At 62.3% G+C, this 17,205-nt stretch carries 14 protein-coding genes and 1 pseudogene; 12 read left to right on the top strand and 3 right to left on the bottom strand.

The genetic code is table 11. The annotated features are described in order from the left end of the window. The 11 genes from araG to OUZ52_RS18580 form a co-directional block, all read left to right on the top strand. On the top strand, nt 1-1,525 hold a 1,525-nt coding region (gene araG / locus OUZ52_RS18630; protein WP_266160034.1), incomplete at its 5' end, for an L-arabinose ABC transporter ATP-binding protein AraG. A 13-nt stretch (nt 1,526-1,538) separates the two neighbouring features. Beyond that, nucleotides 1,539-2,531: an L-arabinose ABC transporter permease AraH gene (gene araH, locus OUZ52_RS18625; protein WP_266160033.1), complete on the top strand. Its 993-nt coding sequence runs from the start codon at nt 1,539-1,541 to the stop codon at nt 2,529-2,531. Between the two features lie 37 nt (nt 2,532-2,568). After that, entirely contained in the window at nt 2,569-3,384 is an 816-nt protein-coding gene (locus OUZ52_RS18620; protein ID WP_266160032.1) for an SDR family oxidoreductase, read from the top strand. Between the two features lie 133 nt (nt 3,385-3,517). Further along, nucleotides 3,518-4,735: an SGNH/GDSL hydrolase family protein gene (locus tag OUZ52_RS18615; RefSeq protein WP_266160031.1), complete on the top strand. Its 1,218-nt coding sequence runs from the start codon at nt 3,518-3,520 to the stop codon at nt 4,733-4,735. A gap of 79 nt (nt 4,736-4,814) precedes the next feature. Continuing rightward, complete coding sequence (locus OUZ52_RS18610) at nt 4,815-7,247, top strand: glycosyl hydrolase family 95 catalytic domain-containing protein (RefSeq protein WP_266160030.1); 2,433 nt, start codon at nt 4,815-4,817, stop codon at nt 7,245-7,247. 376 nt (nt 7,248-7,623) lie between these two features. Continuing rightward, on the top strand, nt 7,624-8,343 hold the full coding sequence (locus OUZ52_RS18605; RefSeq protein ID WP_266160029.1) for a FadR/GntR family transcriptional regulator: 720 nt from the start codon (nt 7,624-7,626) through the stop codon (nt 8,341-8,343). After that, nucleotides 8,340-8,489, top strand: coding sequence for a hypothetical protein (locus OUZ52_RS18600; protein ID WP_266160028.1), 150 nt, complete (start codon nt 8,340-8,342; stop codon nt 8,487-8,489). The genes OUZ52_RS18605 and OUZ52_RS18600 overlap by 4 nt, the downstream gene beginning before the upstream one ends. A gap of 100 nt (nt 8,490-8,589) precedes the next feature. Beyond that, on the top strand, nt 8,590-9,234 hold the full coding sequence (locus OUZ52_RS18595) for a 2-dehydro-3-deoxy-6-phosphogalactonate aldolase (protein ID WP_266160027.1): 645 nt from the start codon (nt 8,590-8,592) through the stop codon (nt 9,232-9,234). Then, nucleotides 9,231-10,379: a galactonate dehydratase gene (gene dgoD, locus OUZ52_RS18590; RefSeq protein ID WP_266160026.1), complete on the top strand. Its 1,149-nt coding sequence runs from the start codon at nt 9,231-9,233 to the stop codon at nt 10,377-10,379. Before OUZ52_RS18595 ends, dgoD begins: the two co-directional genes overlap by 4 nt. A gap of 2 nt (nt 10,380-10,381) precedes the next feature. Further along, nucleotides 10,382-11,173: an SDR family NAD(P)-dependent oxidoreductase gene (locus tag OUZ52_RS18585; RefSeq protein ID WP_266160025.1), complete on the top strand. Its 792-nt coding sequence runs from the start codon at nt 10,382-10,384 to the stop codon at nt 11,171-11,173. Further along, complete coding sequence (locus OUZ52_RS18580) at nt 11,170-12,081, top strand: SMP-30/gluconolactonase/LRE family protein (protein WP_266160024.1); 912 nt, start codon at nt 11,170-11,172, stop codon at nt 12,079-12,081. Before OUZ52_RS18585 ends, OUZ52_RS18580 begins: the two co-directional genes overlap by 4 nt. Before the next feature lie 122 nt (nt 12,082-12,203). Here OUZ52_RS18580 and OUZ52_RS18575 read toward each other — a convergent pair whose 3' ends face one another. Together OUZ52_RS18575 and OUZ52_RS18570 are read right to left on the bottom strand one after the other, a co-directional pair. Then, nucleotides 12,204-14,486, bottom strand: a complete 2,283-nt coding sequence (locus OUZ52_RS18575; protein WP_266160023.1) for an alpha-galactosidase — start codon at nt 14,484-14,486, stop codon at nt 12,204-12,206. Nucleotides 14,487-14,576: 90 nt separating this feature from the next. Beyond that, nucleotides 14,577-15,479, bottom strand: a complete 903-nt coding sequence (locus tag OUZ52_RS18570; protein WP_266160022.1) for an aldose 1-epimerase — start codon at nt 15,477-15,479, stop codon at nt 14,577-14,579. 294 nt (nt 15,480-15,773) lie between these two features. On the opposite strand from OUZ52_RS18570, the gene OUZ52_RS18565 reads away from it, so the two are divergent. Beyond that, a complete protein-coding gene (locus tag OUZ52_RS18565) occupies nt 15,774-16,850 on the top strand; it encodes an alpha/beta hydrolase family protein (protein ID WP_266160021.1) in 1,077 nt (358 codons plus the stop codon). 104 nt (nt 16,851-16,954) lie between these two features. Here OUZ52_RS18565 and OUZ52_RS18560 read toward each other — a convergent pair. After that, a pseudogene (locus tag OUZ52_RS18560) lies at nt 16,955-17,205 on the bottom strand (M61 family metallopeptidase); the annotation flags it as partial.

The following is a 17,205-nucleotide window of genomic DNA, read 5'->3' as shown; positions in this document are numbered from 1 at the left end:
CATGAGCACGCCCTATCTGCAATTCGACGGCATCGGCAAAGTCTTCCCCGGCGTTCGCGCGCTTACCGATGTCAGCTTCGGTGTGGCCGCCGGTAGCGTGCACGGCCTGCTCGGCGAGAACGGCGCAGGCAAGTCGACGATGATGAAAATCCTCGGCGGCGAGTATCAACCCGACGAGGGCGGCCTGCGCCTGGATGGTCAGCCCCGCCAGTTTCGCAGCAGCCGCGATGCCATCGACGCCGGCATTGCGGTGATCCATCAAGAGCTGCAGTACGTTCCCGAGCTGAGCGTGATGGAGAATTTGCTGCTGGGTCGCCTGCCCACCCGCTTCGGCCTGGTCGACCGGCGCCGCGCTCTGGCGTGGACGCGCGAGCGCTTGCAGGCGCTAGGTGTCGATCTCGATCCGCAGGCCAAGTTGCGCCAGCTGTCGATCGGCCAGCGGCAGATGGTGGAAATCTGCAAAGCGGTGCTGCGCGATGTTCGCGTGCTGGCGCTGGATGAACCGACCAGTTCGCTGTCGCACCGCGAAACCGAAACCCTGTTTCGGCTGGTGCGCGATCTACGCACACAGGGCAAGGCGCTGATCTATATCTCGCATCGGCTGGATGAAATCTTCGAGCTATGCGATGCCGCGACGATTTTCCGCGATGGCCGCAAGGTAGCCGACTACCCCAGCCTGCAAGGCGTCAGCCGCGACGACCTGGTCGGCCGCATGGTCGGCCGTGAGATCAGCGATATCTTCGGCTACCGCCCTCGCCCGCTCGGCGAACCGCGGCTGGAGGTACGCGAGCTGCGCGGCACCCAGGTACCCGAGCCGCTTAGCTTTCATGTTCGCGCCGGTGAAATTGTCGGCTTCTTCGGCCTGGTCGGCGCCAAGCGTAGCGAGAGCATGCGCTTGATCTACGGTGCCGACCGCCGGCATGGCGGCGAGATCCACCTCGACGGTGCACCGCTGCGTGGCGATGACATTCGCGCGTCGATCCGCGCAGGCCTGATGTTCTGTCCGGAAGACCGCAAGGAAGACGGCATCATCGGCTGTCGCTCGGTAGCCGAAAACATCAACATCAGCTGCCGCCGCCATCACCTGCACGCCGGCTTGTTCGTCGACGACCGCCAGGAAGCCAAGGTCGCCGACAGCTTTATCGAACGCCTGCGCATCAAGACCCCGGACCGGCATCGCGAAATTCGCCTGCTATCGGGCGGCAACCAGCAAAAGGCCATCCTCTCGCGCTGGCTGGCCGAAGAAAACCTGCGCGTGTTAATCGTCGACGAACCGACCCGCGGCATCGATGTCGGCGCCAAGAATGAAATCTACCAAGTGCTTTACGAACTGGCGGAACGCGGTGCGGCGATTGTGCTGGTGTCGAGCGAGCTGCCCGAAGTACTGGGTGTGGCCGACCGTGTGCTGGTGATGTGCGGCGGCCGCATCACCGGCGAATTCGCCCGTGGCGAAGCCGATGAACAACGCGTGCTGGCACGCGCTCTGCCCGAGGGCGCCACCCGCGCCGCGGCGATTTCAGCTTGAGGAACGTGTTCTGATGAATGCAGCAAGCAAGACCGATCTCCCCATCGCCGGCAATACGACGCGCCACGCGGCCCTGTGGCATTTCCTCGACGATTACAGCCTGATCCTGATCTTCGTGGTGCTGTTCGCCGCGCTGAGTTTTTCGGTGCAGTACTTTTTCTCGTGGCAGAACATCGTCGGCCTGGCCTTGTCGGTCTCGCAGATCGGCATGGTCGCCTGCACCATGATGTTTTGCCTGGCCTCGCGCGACTTCGATCTTTCGGTCGGCTCCACCGTCGCCTTCGCCGGCGTATTGTGCGCCATCGTCATCAATGCCAGCGGCAGCATCGCCTTGGGCATCGGCGCCAGTCTGTTGGCCGGTGCGGCCATCGGCTTCATCAATGGCGCGGTGATTGCCAAGCTGAAGATCAACGCCTTGATCACTACGCTGGCGACGATGCAAATCGTGCGCGGGCTGGCCTTTATCACCTCCAGCGGACAATCCGTTGGCGTCTCCAACGAAAGCTTTTTCGGCCTTGGCACGGCCTTTGTGCTCGGGCTGCCCAGCCCGGTCTTGATCACCTTGCTGAGCTTCGCCATCTTCGGCGTCTTGCTCAATAAAAGCGTTTACGGTCGCAATACCCTGGCGATCGGCGGCAATCCCGACGCCGCACGGCTGGCCGGCGTGGCGGTGGACCGCACCCGCATTTTGATCTTCCTGGTGCAGGGCGCGGTCGCCGCGCTGGCCGGGGTGATTCTTGCCTCGCGGGTAACCAGTGGCCAGCCCAATGCCGGGCTCGGCTTTGAGCTGGATGTGATTTCCGCCTGCGTGCTTGGCGGTGTCTCGCTGGCCGGCGGTCGCGCCAGCATCAGTGGGGTGATTGTCGGCGTCTTGATTATGGGCACGGTGCAAAACGCGATGAGCCTGCTCAACATCGATGCGTTTTACCGTTATCTGGTCAGCGGCACGATTCTGCTGATCGCCGTATTGATCGATCAACTGAAGAACCGGCGGCAATCGCGATAAACACCCGCACGCTCGCCGGCTGCCGGAACACTACCGCATGAATCTTCCTACCAGCACCCGCCCTGATCCACGCACCACGCCGCTGCCGCGTCTGGCCGGCAAGGTGGCCTTGATCACCGGCGCGGCCCAGGGTATCGGCGCGGCAACCGCGCGGTTATTCGCGCAACACGGCGCGAAAATCGTACTGAATGTGCTGGAGGACAATACGCTGGCGCAGCGCACCCTCGCCGCCATCGGCGAGGAAGATGCCCTGCTTTATCAGGCCGACGTCACCGATGTCGCGGCGGTGCAACGGATGCTCGATATCGCCGTGGCGCGTTTCGGCAAACTGGACATCCTGGTCAACAATGCCGGCATCAATGTGTTCAACGACCCACTAAAGCTCAGCGACGACGAATGGACGCGCTGCTTCGAGGTCGACCTGAAAGGTGCCTGGAATTGCAGCCGCGCCGTGTTGCCGATCATGCTGCAGCAAGGCGCTGGCAGCATCGTCAATATTGCCTCGGTGCACGGCCACAAAATCATTCCCGGCTGCTTCCCCTACCCCGTCGCCAAACACGGCTTGATCGGGCTCACTCGCGCGCTAGGCATTCAGTACGCGGCGCAAGGCATCCGGGTCAACTCGATTTCGCCGGGGCTGATTCTTACCCCGATCGCCGAAGCAGGTTTCGCTGCCGCCGCCGATCCTGTCGCCGAACGCCATCGTCAAACCGAGATACTTCCGACCAAGCGCATCGGCGAGCCGGAGGAAGTCGCCTATACGGCGTTGTTCCTGGCCAGCGATGAAGCCCGCTTTATCAACGCCACCGACATCCTGATCGACGGCGGCCGCTCGCAGGTTTATCACGATTGAGGCACTTTCAAGCGCCATGCGTCGTCCGAATCCATCGGCCATAACGCGTGACGCAGGGCAAGACAAGAACACGCCGCGTATCGCCCCATTTCACCGGACTCGCAATAACTCTGGCCACAAAAGGAAGCCGGCAATGATGAAGCAGCGATGGCTATGCGCTTTTATCGCGTTGATCGCTGGATGCGGCATCGGCGTCATGCCTGCCGCCGCGCAGTCTTCGCACGAAAACCGAGTCACCGTCTGGGCACCGAGCATGTCGGTGGGCGGCCCCCGCTTCCACGAGCAAACTCTTCGCATGGTCGTGCATGCCAGTACTGGCGGATCAGCACTGCGTATCCAGCTATCCAATCTGCGTGGCGATCGCCCGTTGCGGGTTGGCGGGGTAAGCATCGCCGCACAAAGCCATGGTGCCGGTGCCGTCGCCCACTCATTGCGCAACGTCACCGTGTCGCAGGCCACCAGCTTCAGCATACCGGCCGGGCAGGAAGTGTTTAGCGACCCCATCCCGATGTCGATAAACGCAGGCCAGAACGTACTCGTCAGCCTTTATCTGCCGCAGGGCACAAGCCCTGCCACCTGGCACTCCGATGCCTTCGAGACGACGTATGCATCCGCTTCCGGCTCGGGCAATCAGGTGATGGAGCTGGATGGGAGCAGCTACGTCGAGACCTCCACGTCGTGGTATTACCTGGCAGGTTTAGACGTCCTTTCCAAGGTGCGGGGTACCGTCGTGGCTTTCGGCGACTCGATCACCGACGGCACCAGCACCCCCACGAGTACTTACCAGCGTTGGCCTGATTACCTGGCCCGGCGCCTGGCCGATGATCATTATCCGCTGGGGGTTGTCGATGCCGGCATCGGTGGCAACCGCGTGCTGAGCGACTCGCCGAATAAAGCGCAAGGAATCAGCGCGATCAAACGCTTTGCCCATGACGCGCTGCACCCTCCCGGGGTGCACAGCGTGATCCTGATGGAGGGGATTAACGACATCGGCAACGATGCCGGGCTGAATGGCGCACCGCTTACCGCGCAAGCGCTGATCGACGGCTATCGTCATATCATCAAGCAAGCGCACCACGCCGGGGTCCGGATCATCGGCGCAACCATGCTGCCGGACAAAGGCTCGGGCTATTACAGCGAGGCTCATGAAGCCATCCGGCAAAGCTGCAATCAATGGATTCGCAGCAGTGCTGCCTTCGACGGCGTTGTCGATTTCGACCAGGCCGTGCAAGACCCGGCTGACCCGGCCGCATTACGCGCCAGCTACGACTCGAGTGACCACCTTCATCCGAACGCGGCAGGCATGCAGGCCATGGCCAACGCTATCGACCTGCAACTGCTGAAAAAGTAGTGCTGCGGCAACGGCGGCCATGCAAGCGTATCGGCAAAGACTGGACGACTCGATGCATCGACAACAGCAAGGCTAGCCCGTGAAAACCTCCGATGATCCGCGGGCGCCGACCGGCGAGCACGATCCGCAGCAAGCCGCGCGCCGCCGTTTTCTGAAGCTGACCGGCACCATGGCAACACTGCTGCCTTGGCTGAGCCTGCCGACATTCACCGCCGATGCGGCCACCTCGACGGCACGGCCAGAACGGCCACCGCGGATGCACGGCGTCAAGCTGTGGTATCCCACGCCAGCCAGTGAATCGCAGGTCATTCTCGAAGCCATGCCGATCGGCAACGGCCGTATCGGTGCGCTGGTCGGTGGCGATCCCGCCAGGGATTTTCTCTACCTTAGCGATGGCTCCATGTGGCTTGGCGGGCAAAACAAGTCGCTCGGCAGCGATGGTCAGTTTGCTTATGAGACGACCGATTTTGGCAGCCTGGTCATGCTGGCCAAACTCTATCTCAGCATCGACGGTCACGAATTCGCCGGCCTTGCCGACTATCGACGCGAGCTGGATCTCAGCAACGGTTATATGCGGGTGTCCTACCGCAAGAACGATGTGCATTACGCGCGCGAGATATTTGCCAGCCACCCGGACGATGTCATCGTGATACAGCTCTCGCAAAGCGGCGGCGGCCGCTACAGCGGCGCCATCGAGCTGCAAGGGACCCGCAACGAGGTCACCCGATTCGAAGCGCAGGCGCCGGGCAGTTACTTCAACGGCACGCTGGATAATGGCTTGCAATATGCGGCCAGCGTCATAGCCGCCAGCCCATCTGGCACCGTCTTCGTCGACAACGGCTGCTTGCGCTTCGCCCATTGCGAGGCGCTGACAATCGTGTTCTGCGGCGGCACCAATTACACCGCGAACCTGGCCAAGGCTTATATCGACACGTCGCTCGATCCGCTGATCTTGGCAAGACAAAAACGCGATGCGGCGATCTCGCATGGCGAGGTTGCCCTGCTGCACCGCCATGTCGCTGACTATGGCGCGCTGTACGACACCATGCAGGTCAATCTCGGCAGCTCCAGCGACCAGCAGCTTGCCGCGGATACCTGGACACGCTTGCGGGCCCGCGCACAAGCCGGCGCCGCTGCCGACCCCGAGCTGGAGGCGGCTTATCTGCAGTTCGGCCGCTACCTGACCATCGCCGGATCACGCGACAGATTGCCGACCGGCCTGCAAGGGCTATGGCTAAGCGACAGCGCACCGCCGTGGATGGGCGACTATCACAACGACATCAATCTGCAGATGAATTACTGGCTGCCGGATCGCGCCGGGCTGCCCTCGTGTTTCGACGCGCTGGCCAATTACTGCCTGGCCCAGCTGGCATCCTGGACATCGATTACCCAGCAATACTTCAACGATCCTCGCAATGGTTTTCGCAATCACTCCGGCAAGATCGCCGGTTGGACCGTGGCGATCTCCACCAACATCTTCGGCGGCAACGGCTGGTGGTGGCATCCGGGCGGCAGTGCCTGGCTCTGCAACAGCCTTTGGCAGCACTACCAGTACACGCTGGATCAGGCTTACCTCGCGCGCATCTATCCACTGCTTAAAGGGGCGTGCCAGTTCTGGGAGGCGCGCCTGCTCAGCACGCAGGTGATCGACCCCGCCAACGGGCAAAGCCATGACGTGTTGATTGACGACAGCGACTGGTCGCCCGAGCAAGGCCCGACCAACGCCAAGGGCATTACCTATGCCCAGGAGCTGGTCTGGGATCTGTTCGAAAACTATCGGCAGGCAGCAGCCCGGCTTGATCTGGATGGGTCTTATCGCGCCGTGATCGGCGCACTGCAAGCGCGCTTGTATCTGCCCCAGGTCAGCAGCAAGACCGGCTGGCTTGAAGAATGGATGACCCCGGAAAATCTGGGCGACCCCGCACACCGTCATCTATCGCCGCTGATCGGGCTTTTCCCCGGCGACCGGATCAGCGCCGACCGCAGCCCGGCACCCCTGATCAGCGGCGTCACCGCTTTGCTCGACGCCCGCGGCATGACCAGCTTTGGCTGGGCTTGCGCCTGGCGCGCGATGTGCTGGGCACGCCTGAAAAACGCCGACAAGGCCTATCAACTGGTGCTGACCAACCTGGCACCCTGGCCCATCCACGGCAACGGCAGCGCGGTGAATCTGTTTGACATTTACCAGCTCGGGCCGGGTTCCATCGCGTTCCAGATCGACGCCAACTTCGGCACGCCGACAGCGATGCTGGAAATGTTGCTGTACTCCCGCCCCGGTTTGATCGAACTGCTGCCGGCGCTGCCCGCGGCCTGGGCTGGCAGCGGCAACATCACCGGCGTGGGCGCCCGTGACGGCTTCGTAGTGGATATGAGCTGGCGGCATGGCGAAGTGACCCAGGCCACGGTGCGCAGTGTCGGTGGAACCGCCACCACGCTGAAATGCGGCACGCACGTCCAAGCGATTTCATTGCGCGCCGGCGAATCCGTGACGATTACCCCAGGCTCTCGATAGCCTTAACTCGAGTCTGAGCGGCAAGCTAGCGGCTGGCCATGCGGCCATGTTCACTACTCGGCGGCATCCCGCTTTACGCGATACCTGGCCGGCGGCGGACACGCCAGCGCCGCCTAGGCGTACCCTATCCGTCGCCGCCCTTGCTCTGCCCTCGGCAGATCATGAAGGTTTCGTGAGGCCGCCCACGGCTGTGTTGCCATAGCGCTAGGCACCACCAAGGGAACGGATGACGTGCCGAATTCAATCTGCTATAAATAATTTGTAGTATAAATAAGGCTATCGACAGATTTCAGGGCTTCCCCAGAACTCGACGGCAACGGCAATTGCCTCACGGCCACTCACGCCGTGGGGCATTCACCCTCAAGGAGCACAGCGAATGGTGAAACCCAGAGCCGCACGCAGCCTGCATAACCAGGTCATCCAGGAATTGGGGCAACTGATCGTCAGCGGTGAACTCGAGGCGGGCAAGGGCCTGCCGCGCGAGGAGCTGCTTGCCGAACGCATGAACGTAAGCCGCACCGCCCTGCGTGAAGCCATGAAGGTGCTCTCCGCCAAAGGCTTGATCGAGTCGCGCCAGAAAACCGGCAGCCGCGTACGCGAAGCCATTCACTGGAACCAGCTCGACGCCGATGTGCTGGCGTGGCGCTGCGCCTCGATGCCCACTGACAGCTTTGTCGAAAAGCTGGCGGAAATGCGCGAAATCATCGAACCCGCGGCGGCGGCATCGGCGGCGCGGCGGCGCACGCCAGAGCAACTCGAAACCATCAAGACCGCCTACGAAGCCATGGCCGCGGCCGAAAATCTCGATGCCTGGGCCATTGCCGACCTGGCCTTTCATGAAAGCCTGTTGCAAGCCACTAACAACGAGTTGATGACCTCGCTGTTCTCGGTGATCGAGACCGCACTGGGCACTTACTTCGTGCTGTCGGCACGCAAGGCGAGCAACTTCAATATTTCCCTGCCGCAACATTTCAAAGTGTATGAGGCGATCCGCCGACGCCAGCCGGAAGTGGCACGCCAGGCCATGCTGAAAATGGTCGGCGATTCACGCAGCAATATCCGCCGCCAGCAAGCCGGAAAAGACCAAGCCTCATGACCGCTCCGAAGCTTGGCCATGCAGGTATGTCCAGCCTGCACGCCTATGGGCTGCGCGCCCAAGGCAGCGCGCTGGAGCCGCGGGCGCATGCCGCCATGCGCGGCGCCGCCTGGCACAACGCACACACCCACGACCTCACCACCTAACCACACTCTATACAGCCGCCACTGTGCCGACACTCCTGCTTACTTCCCGAACCTGGCTGCCATCCCGCACGGCATCGCGCAACGTTGAGGCAACCGCACCATGCTGACCTATTGGCTCGACGCCCTGCCCCTGGTGGCGATTCTCCGCGGCATCCAGCCTAACGAATCGGAGACGATCGGCAAGGCCATCGGCGACGCCGGCTTTCGCGTGCTGGAAGTACCGCTCAACTCGCCGCAGCCGCTGGAAAGCATTCACCGTCTCTCCATCGCGTTAGGCGAACACTATTTGATCGGCGCCGGAACGGTGATGACATCGAAGCAAGTCGATGACATCGCCCTGGCCGGTGGACGGCTGATCGTGATGCCGCACGCCGACACCTCGGTGATTCGCGCGGCCAAAGCCGCTGGGCTTTATTGCGTACCCGGTGTCGCCACGCCGACCGAGGCCTTTGCCGCATTGGCCGCCGGCGCCGATGCGCTAAAGCTGTTTCCGGCCGAACAACTCGGCCCGGCAGCATTAAAGGCCTGGCGCGCGGTGCTGCCAAGCCGGATACCGGTGCTGCCGGTCGGCGGCATTACCCCCGACACCATGGCGCCGTGGATCGCCGCCGGTGCCCAGGGGTTCGGCATCGGCTCGGCGTTGTACGCACCCGGCATCGGCGCCGCCGAAGTCAGCCGCCGCGCGCAGCAGTTCGCACAGGCATGGTCCGCCGTGTCGCCCCGCTCCCAGGAAACCCGTGCATGAAGATCACCCGCCTGACCACCTTCCTGGTACCGCCGCGCTGGTTGTTCCTGCGTATCGACACCGACGCTGGCCTGTGCGGCTGGGGTGAACCTGTCGTTGAAGGCCGCGCGCACACGGTGGCCGCAGCGGTCGATGAGTTGGCCGATTATCTGATCGGCAAAGATCCCCGCCACATCGAGGATCTGTGGAGCGTGATGTATCGCAGCGGCTTTTACCGCGGCGGCCCGATCTTGATGAGCGCCATCGCCGGCATCGACCAGGCGCTGTGGGATATCAAGGGCAAAGACCTGAACCAGCCGGTGCATGCCTTGCTCGGTGGGCCGGTGCGTGAGCGCATCCGCGTGTACTCGTGGATTGGCGGCGACCGTCCGGGCGACACCGCCCGCGCCGCCAAGGACGCCGTGGCCCGCGGCTTCACCGCGGTAAAGATGAATGCCACCGAAGAGCTGCAGTACGTCGATAGCTACGACAAGGTCGAGCGGGTGCTGGAAAACGTGCAGGCGATTCGCGACGCCGTCGGTCCGCATATCGGCATTGGCCTGGATTTCCACGGTCGCGTGCATAAGCCGATGGCCAAGGTGTTGATGCGCGAACTGACTCCATTCAAATTGATGTTCATCGAAGAACCGGTGCTGTCCGAACATCTGGAAGCCATTCCCGAACTAGCGGCGATTTCACCCGCGCCGATCGCCCTGGGCGAGCGGCTTTATTCGCGCTACGACTTCAAGCGTGTGTTGCAAACCGGCGGCGTGGACATCCTGCAGCCCGATCCTTCCCATGCCGGCGGCATCACCGAAACGCGCAAGATCGCCGCGATGGCCGAGGCCTATGACGTCGCCATTGCACTGCACTGCCCGCTCGGGCCGATCGCCCTGGCCGCCAACCTGCAGCTGGATGCGGTCTGCCACAACGCCTTTATCCAGGAGCAAAGCCTGGGTATTCACTACAACGCGGCCAATGACTTGCTCGACTATGTCACCGACCGCAGCGTATTCAACTACGAGGACGGCTTCGTCAGCATTCCACAGGGGCCTGGCCTGGGCATTACGGTCAACCAAGACTATGTCGCCGAGCGTGCCGCCACCGGTCATCGCTGGCGCAATCCGGTCTGGCGTCACCGCGATGGCAGCGTGGCCGAGTGGTAACCATGACGGCTGCTCAAGGACACGCCACCCAAGACAACTACGCCAGCTATCCCAGCCTGCATGACCGCAGCGTACTGATCAGCGGCGGCGCCACCGGCATCGGCGCGGCCTTTGTCGCGCACTTCGCGCGGCAAGGCGCGCGAGTCGCCCTGCTCGATATCGACGAAGCCGGTGCCCAGGCCTTGCTCGACAGTTTGACCGACGTCGTGCACCCGCCGTTGTTTCAACGTTGCGACGTCAGCGATATCGCCGCGCTCGATCAGGCCATCGCCCAGGCACGCACGCAACTCGGGCCGATCCAGGTACTGATCAACAACGCCGCCAACGACGTGCGTCATGGCTTCGGCGACACCACGCCAGAGGCCTTCGATCGCAACATCGCGGTCAATCTGCGTCATCAATATTTCGCCACCCAGGCGGTGCTCGCCGACATGCGGGCGGCCGGTGGCGGTTCAGTCATTTGCCTGGGCTCCACCGGCTGGATGAAGAAAAACGCCGGTTATCCGATGTATGCCATGGCCAAGGCCGCCGTGCATGGCTTGGTCAACGGCCTGGCGCGCGAGCTGGGGCATGCCGGCATTCGCATCAACGCACTCGTGCCTGGCTGGGTGATCACCGAGAAACAGCGCACGCTATGGCTGGACGCCGAGGGCGAGGCGGAAATCGCACGCGTGCAATGCCTGCCCGGTTATCTGCTGGCCGAAGATCTAGCCCGCGCGGCGCTGTTTCTCGCCGCGGACGACAGCCGCATGTGCACCGGGCAAAGCTTTATCGTTGACGGTGGCTGGGTATGAGCCTGCGTGCCGAGGCGTTGCTCGCAGCCAACAACACACTGGGCGAAGGCATCGTCTGGTGTGACCGCACGCAGACCTTGTTCTGGACCGACATCCACGCCGCGACGCTGTGGAGCTACCGCCCTACCGATGGCAGCACGCGCCAATGGCCGATGCCGGAGCGGCTTGCGTCCTTCGCACTGTGCGAGGCAGACGGCTGGCTGCTATTGGGGCTGGCCTCGCGCTTAGCGTTCTTCCATCTGGATAGCCATGAGCTTCGCCCCATCATCGAGGTAGAGGCTGAACTGCCGACGCGCTTGAACGATGGCGCCTGCGACCGCCACGGTCGCTTCGTCTTTGGCACACTGCACGAGCCCGTCGCCGGCGACAGTCAACGACCGCTGGGCGGCTTTTATCGGCTGCATGCCGACCTCAAGTTGCAGCGACTGCCGCTGGGCGATGTAGCGATCAGCAACAGCATCGCCTTCAGCCCGGGTGGCGACACCATGTACTACTGCGATTCACCGACCCGGCGCATCCTCTGCTGCGACTACGGCGACGTGCCCTCGCAGCTACGCACCTTTGTCGACCTGCAAGACATCGCCGGTGAACCGGATGGCTCGACCATCGATGCACTCGGCGGCTTGTGGACTGCGCAATGGGGCATGGGCCGAGTGGTGCGTTATCGGCCCGACGGCAGCACCGACACCATCGTGGAGCTTGCCGCGCACCAGCCTACCCGGCCAGCCTTCGGCGGCGCCAAACTCGATCAGCTTTACATCACCAGCGCGCGTGCCGGCCTGGATGAACAAGCCTTGGCCAACGATGCACTGGCCGGTGCGTTGTTCCAGCTCGCGGTGCCGTTCGCCGGCTTGCCTGAGCCGCGTTTTGCCGGTTCACCCGAGGCATGTCTGCCCAGGCCTGCTTGATCTAGCGCCGAGACACGGCGATAGATCAAGGGGATTTGCCTTATCGGTGTCGGCAGGTACTGGATGGGTCATCGATAACATGCCCTTGCTAGCAATGCCGGCCTTGATGCGCAGGCAGCCGTTCAACGATCCCTGCTTGTTGAGGTGCTTGTTGTCGAAGTGCTTGTCGATGAACCGACCCGATCGAATACCACCGCCGCCGCGTCCAGATCGCCCTGCAAGCTGAGATCGATACCGTGATGCATCCAGTACGCACCGCTGGCCATCTCCGGCGTACCCACCGCGGCCTTACCGTGGATTAACCGCTGACGGTAACGCGCCGCGCTATCCAGGCCCTGCAAATAAAGCGTGGGATAAGCCTGCGCCTCCTGGCCCTGGCGAAGAAAAGCGAACAGCACCGCCTGGCTGCCATCGGCCTGCACCGACTCGGTTGCCGATTGCGGCGCCCGCTCCTGCGGCGACAATAAACGGTATAGCCGTCCCGATTGCACCGTCGCGCGTATGCCTTTGTAGGCCGCGATGTAGGCGCGCGCGCTCGCGTCTTCGGCCGGTGTCCATTCGAGGATGTTGGCGCCGATACCCAGACCGCCCTGCATCGACGACAGAAAACGGAAATCCAGCGAACTGCTTCGCCGATTGACCCAGTTCGGCGAACCGGTGACCCACGACATCATCACGGCGGGCGCATAGGCATACGAGAAACCATCCTGGATCGACAAACGGTCCGAGGGATCGGTGTTATCCGAAGGCCACACCTCGTCGGTCAAACCCATGATGCCCAGGTCGACACGCGCACCGCCGCCAGAGCACGATTCGATCTCGACCCCAGGATGACGCTCGCGCAACCTGCGCAAGATGTCGTAAAGATGGTGCACGTAGGCGACATAGACCTTTTGCTGTTGCTCCGGCGCCAGCTGTGGCCAGCCCGGTTCGGACCAATTGCGGTTGTAATCCCACTTCAAGAACTGAATGTCGTTCTGGCTGAGCAATTGATCCAGCACCTCGAACACATGCGCGCTGACATCCTCTCGCGCCAGATTCAAGACCAATTGATGGCGCGCCGGGCTGCGCTGCCGTCCCTCGAAATGCAGCACCCAATCCGGATGCTGGCGATACAGGTCGCTATCGGGATTGACCATCTCCGGCTCGACCCATAGGCCGAAGCTCATGCCTAGTCCGTGTACTTTGTCGATCAGCGGCTTCAGCCCGTTCGGAAATTTTTCGCGGTTGACCACCCAATCGCCCAGCCCGGCGTGATCGCTGTTGCGAGCGCCAAACCATCCGTCATCGACGACAAAACGCTCCACCCCCAAGGCGGCGGCCTTTTCCGCCAGACGCTGCTGGCCGGCCTCGTTGACCTTGAACTCAGTGGCCTCCCACGAGTTGTAAAGCACCGGCCGCAACTTCAGCTGTGGCCGAGCAGGCAAGATGCTGCTGCGTTCGAACTGATGCAGCAGGCGCGAGGCTTCACCTATGCCTTCGTCGGTATACCCGGCGTAGAACACCGGCGTTTGCAGACTCTGCCCTGGTTCCAGCGGGTAGGAAAAATCGAAGGGATTAAAGCCACCGGTGACGCGCACTTGATTGAGCACATCCTGATCGATATGGATGCTCCAGGAGCCACTCCACGCCAGCGCGCCAAACCACACCCGCCCCCGCGATTCATTCCACTCGCCGCCGCGTTCAATCGCAAACCATGAATTGTTCTCGTCACCGGTAGAGCCACGGCGGCTTTCCAGCTCGGTGGCACCCGGTGTCAGCGGCCGCGTGCGCAAATGCCATTCACTGGCCCAGGTACCGGTGAGATAACGCAGTGAATAGTCAGTGGCCGACGGCAGGTTCCAACTTGCCGCCGCGGCGCGGTCAATGGTCAAGGCCTGGCTTGCATGATTCTCGATGCGCGCGGAGCGACCCAAGATACCGGTGGCGGCATCGACAACGTAGCGCAGGCCCACCGTGACTTTCGCCGCGCGATCTTGCAAGGTGATGTGCAGACTGCCGTTCTCGATCCGGTAGCTGTCATAGCGCAAGACCAGGTCGCGATTGCCATCGGCAAAATGCAGTTTCAGATCCGGCATGACGGTGATCGCGCCACCCCAGCCGGCGTATTCCTGCGGTGTATTGCTGCCGACCGGGTCGAACGACGAGCGCTCCTTCGGCACACTGGCCGGGCCGAGCAAATCATCCGCGGCCAGTCGCGAGCCCCAGTAAAGCGTCTGCAAGGCGCCATCACCGTTCACACCAAAGGCATAGGTGATCTTGCCGGCATCGATGCGAAAGACCCGCTGCGCCGCATCGAAATGAATGGCACTGCCCGGCGCCTCCTGCGGGTTGGCAGCGGCCGCCGATGACAGCGTGCTCAGGCCAAGAACGACAGCGGCCAGGTAACTCGTTGCTCGACTCACGTATCTATCCTTTAGCAGGCGTTACCGCCGCCTGGCATGTTGAGTGGCAACCGCTACGGCCACCGTGGTGGACCACACAAAGCCCATCGCTCAGGCCTGATCATCGTCAATCGGCCGAAAAACGAAGCGACGCGTGAGGCTGGCTTCGGGCTCCAACAAGGTCATACCGTTGCCGACCGCGCCCCCTGGCAGGTGCACGGCATTGATCGCGTGGTCCACCGGTTCGAAGCAGAAGAAATCCTGATCGAGCGGCGTGTAAAGCACGAAGACGTCGACATCGGCCTCGACCTGAAGATGCAGCCTTTCGCGCGGCCATGAGATGAGCGCGTCCCCCGTCCATGGCCGGAAGCAATGGTCGATCTCTTCATCCGGCAACCCTTTGCCATGATGAAAATCCCATGCCGGCGGCACCTCGGCGAGGGCAATCGGCAACGGCGTCTGCCCATTGTTGAGCCACACCTTGGGCGCCGGCGCACGCAGGCGAACCTCGCCATGGCGCGGAAAAAAGGGATGCATGCCAAGGCCAAAGGGCATCACCGTGGATGCCGTATTGGTGACTTGCAGCTCGACATGCAGGGCATCATCGCGCAGCACATATCGCAGAGTCGCTCGATAGGCATAGGCGTCCGCCGTGGCTTCGTTCAACGCCAGCAGCATTTCATCTTCGCTGTGCCGCAGTAGCTGCCAGATGCGCTGCCAACCGCTGCCGTGAATGGGAAAAGCCTCGTCGTCGCGATTGGGCGACAACGAAATACGCCGGCCCGCCATGGTAAAGCCACCCTCGGCGATGCGATTGCTCCACGGCACCAGCGGATAACAAGCGAGCTGATTCGAATCCAGTGGCGTATCCGATGCCGCGAGCGGCTGGCGGTACGGTCGCATCAAGGGAATCGGCTCACCCCGCCCAAGCCAATCAAAGCGGGCGATGCCCGCGCCTGCCTGGGGCAGGATTTGCACACTGAGTCGTGCGTTGCTCAAGCCTAACGAGTGCATCTATCTGCGACCTCTCATGCCCGGTATACCGTGAGGTCCAGAACCTCGCCAGCGCCCGTCTCAATTTAACCGTACAGCCTCTTGGCCGCGGCATACTAATTGTCGTATTTTAATAAAATTATCATCGAACCAAAGTGCCGCAAGCTGCAACGCAACATGCCTGGCAAGAGCGTGCTTCGCAGGCAACGGCAGTGGCCTCAGGCGGATGCATGGCGGTGATTTAGCGGGAGTTGAACCCCACACGCCTGAGCACGCACCATGCGCCGTACGTCACCGCCGTCATCGAGAAATGCCATGTCATTGCCCGCTCCTATCCGCGCTGCCCTTGTATGGCTGTCGTTTGCTTTCGCACTGACTCTGCTGCCCTCCGTGTTGTGTGCCGAAAGCGCCACCGGGGTCGGCTTGCGGGCGGTCCAGGTGCATGACCCGGTGAACGGCGGCACGATGCCTGGCTACGTTTTCTATCCCTCGGCCCAGGCCAAAGGCAGCACATGGATCGCCCCGTATGATGTCGCGGCCAGCGCCGATGCCGCCGTTATCCCGGGCGCAAAACCCCTGGTCGTCATTTCACACGGCAACGGCGGCTCCAATCTCGATCTGCATGACTTGGCCACCTATCTGGCCGGCCATGGCTTTATCGTCGCGACGATTGAGCACCCCAAGGACAACTTTCACGATCAAAGCGGTGTCGGCCAGGCACCGGTTCTCGATGGACGGCCAATCCAGCTGCGGGCCACGATCGACTTTCTTCTGGCTGATGCCCAGTGGAAAAAGCTGATCGATGCGAAGCGCATCGGCGTAGCCGGCTTTTCCGCTGGCGGCTATACCAGCTTGCTGATGGTCGGAGCGGTGCCTCGCTTCCGACGTTTTATCGACTACTGCCATAAATATCCTGGCGATGCGCTTTGCGCAGGCGCCGAGCGGATGAAGGCCGAAGCGGCCAGCCGTGGCCAAAGCGTCGAGCAAACCATGGATGCCGTGCAAAACGATTTCACGCGCTGGGGTAAGGCGGCTGACCCGCGCGTCAAGTCGGCCTTTGTGATGGCACCGCTCAGCCTGATTTTCGATGCCGCCGGCATGGCATCGATTGACCGTCCGGTTTTCCTTTACTACGGACAGAACGATCAGCTGGCACGGCCCGCCGAAAATGCCGAGCACATTCGCCCGCTGATCAAGAACCTGGCCAGCGTGAAACAGATCGCGCAGGCCGATCACTGGGTGTTTCTCAGCCCATGCTCACCCGCGATGAGCAGGCGGCTGCCGACCATGTGCAGCGACCCGGCCGGCGTCGATCGAGTCAAGGTACATGCAGAAATTCAGGCTGACGCACTGGCCTTCTTCCGCAACACGCTGGAGCTGCAGGCACCTTGATTCAAAGCCTGTGAGCACGCGCCATCCAACGCTTTTTCTAAGCTCGGATGATCTGGCCCAGTTGCTCTCTCACGGTCGCTGTCGACGGCGCCGGTCGATGCCGATCAGCGCGCGGTGAGGATGTCGCTGAGTGTGTCCTTGCCGCTAGTGCGCAGCAGATGCGGATACTTCAAGCCGTCGTGATAGTCGATATGCAAGGTCTGGTACTCATCGAAATTCTTTACCAGCAACTCGATGGATGCCTGTGGATCTTTGGCCGCGGCGACAATCGCCGCTTTCAGCGCCTCGCCGGAGTACTCCTTGCCGTTGACCGCGATCAGTTTCATGCCCGGCGACAGGCCCGCATGGAACGCGG

It is taken from the genome of Dyella silvatica (genome assembly GCF_026283955.1).
Taxonomy (GTDB): Bacteria; Pseudomonadota; Gammaproteobacteria; order Xanthomonadales; family Rhodanobacteraceae; genus Dyella_C; species Dyella_C silvatica.
Note: the sequence above shows the minus strand (reverse complement) of the source record. Positions and strands in the feature narration are given on the sequence as shown.

Coding starts and splice junctions, on each gene's coding strand:
- OUZ52_RS18595 (WP_266160027.1), top strand. CDS start 8,590: ATGCTGACCTATTGGCTCGACGCCCTGCCCCTGGTGGCGATTCTCCGC.
- OUZ52_RS18565 (WP_266160021.1), top strand. CDS start 15,774: ATGTCATTGCCCGCTCCTATCCGCGCTGCCCTTGTATGGCTGTCGTTT.
- dgoD (WP_266160026.1), top strand. CDS start 9,231: ATGAAGATCACCCGCCTGACCACCTTCCTGGTACCGCCGCGCTGGTTG.
- araH (WP_266160033.1), top strand. CDS start 1,539: ATGAATGCAGCAAGCAAGACCGATCTCCCCATCGCCGGCAATACGACG.
- OUZ52_RS18585 (WP_266160025.1), top strand. CDS start 10,382: ATGACGGCTGCTCAAGGACACGCCACCCAAGACAACTACGCCAGCTAT.
- OUZ52_RS18615 (WP_266160031.1), top strand. CDS start 3,518: ATGATGAAGCAGCGATGGCTATGCGCTTTTATCGCGTTGATCGCTGGA.
- OUZ52_RS18570 (WP_266160022.1), bottom strand. CDS start 15,479: ATGCACTCGTTAGGCTTGAGCAACGCACGACTCAGTGTGCAAATCCTG.
- OUZ52_RS18600 (WP_266160028.1), top strand. CDS start 8,340: ATGACCGCTCCGAAGCTTGGCCATGCAGGTATGTCCAGCCTGCACGCC.
- OUZ52_RS18620 (WP_266160032.1), top strand. CDS start 2,569: ATGAATCTTCCTACCAGCACCCGCCCTGATCCACGCACCACGCCGCTG.
- OUZ52_RS18580 (WP_266160024.1), top strand. CDS start 11,170: ATGAGCCTGCGTGCCGAGGCGTTGCTCGCAGCCAACAACACACTGGGC.
- OUZ52_RS18605 (WP_266160029.1), top strand. CDS start 7,624: ATGGTGAAACCCAGAGCCGCACGCAGCCTGCATAACCAGGTCATCCAG.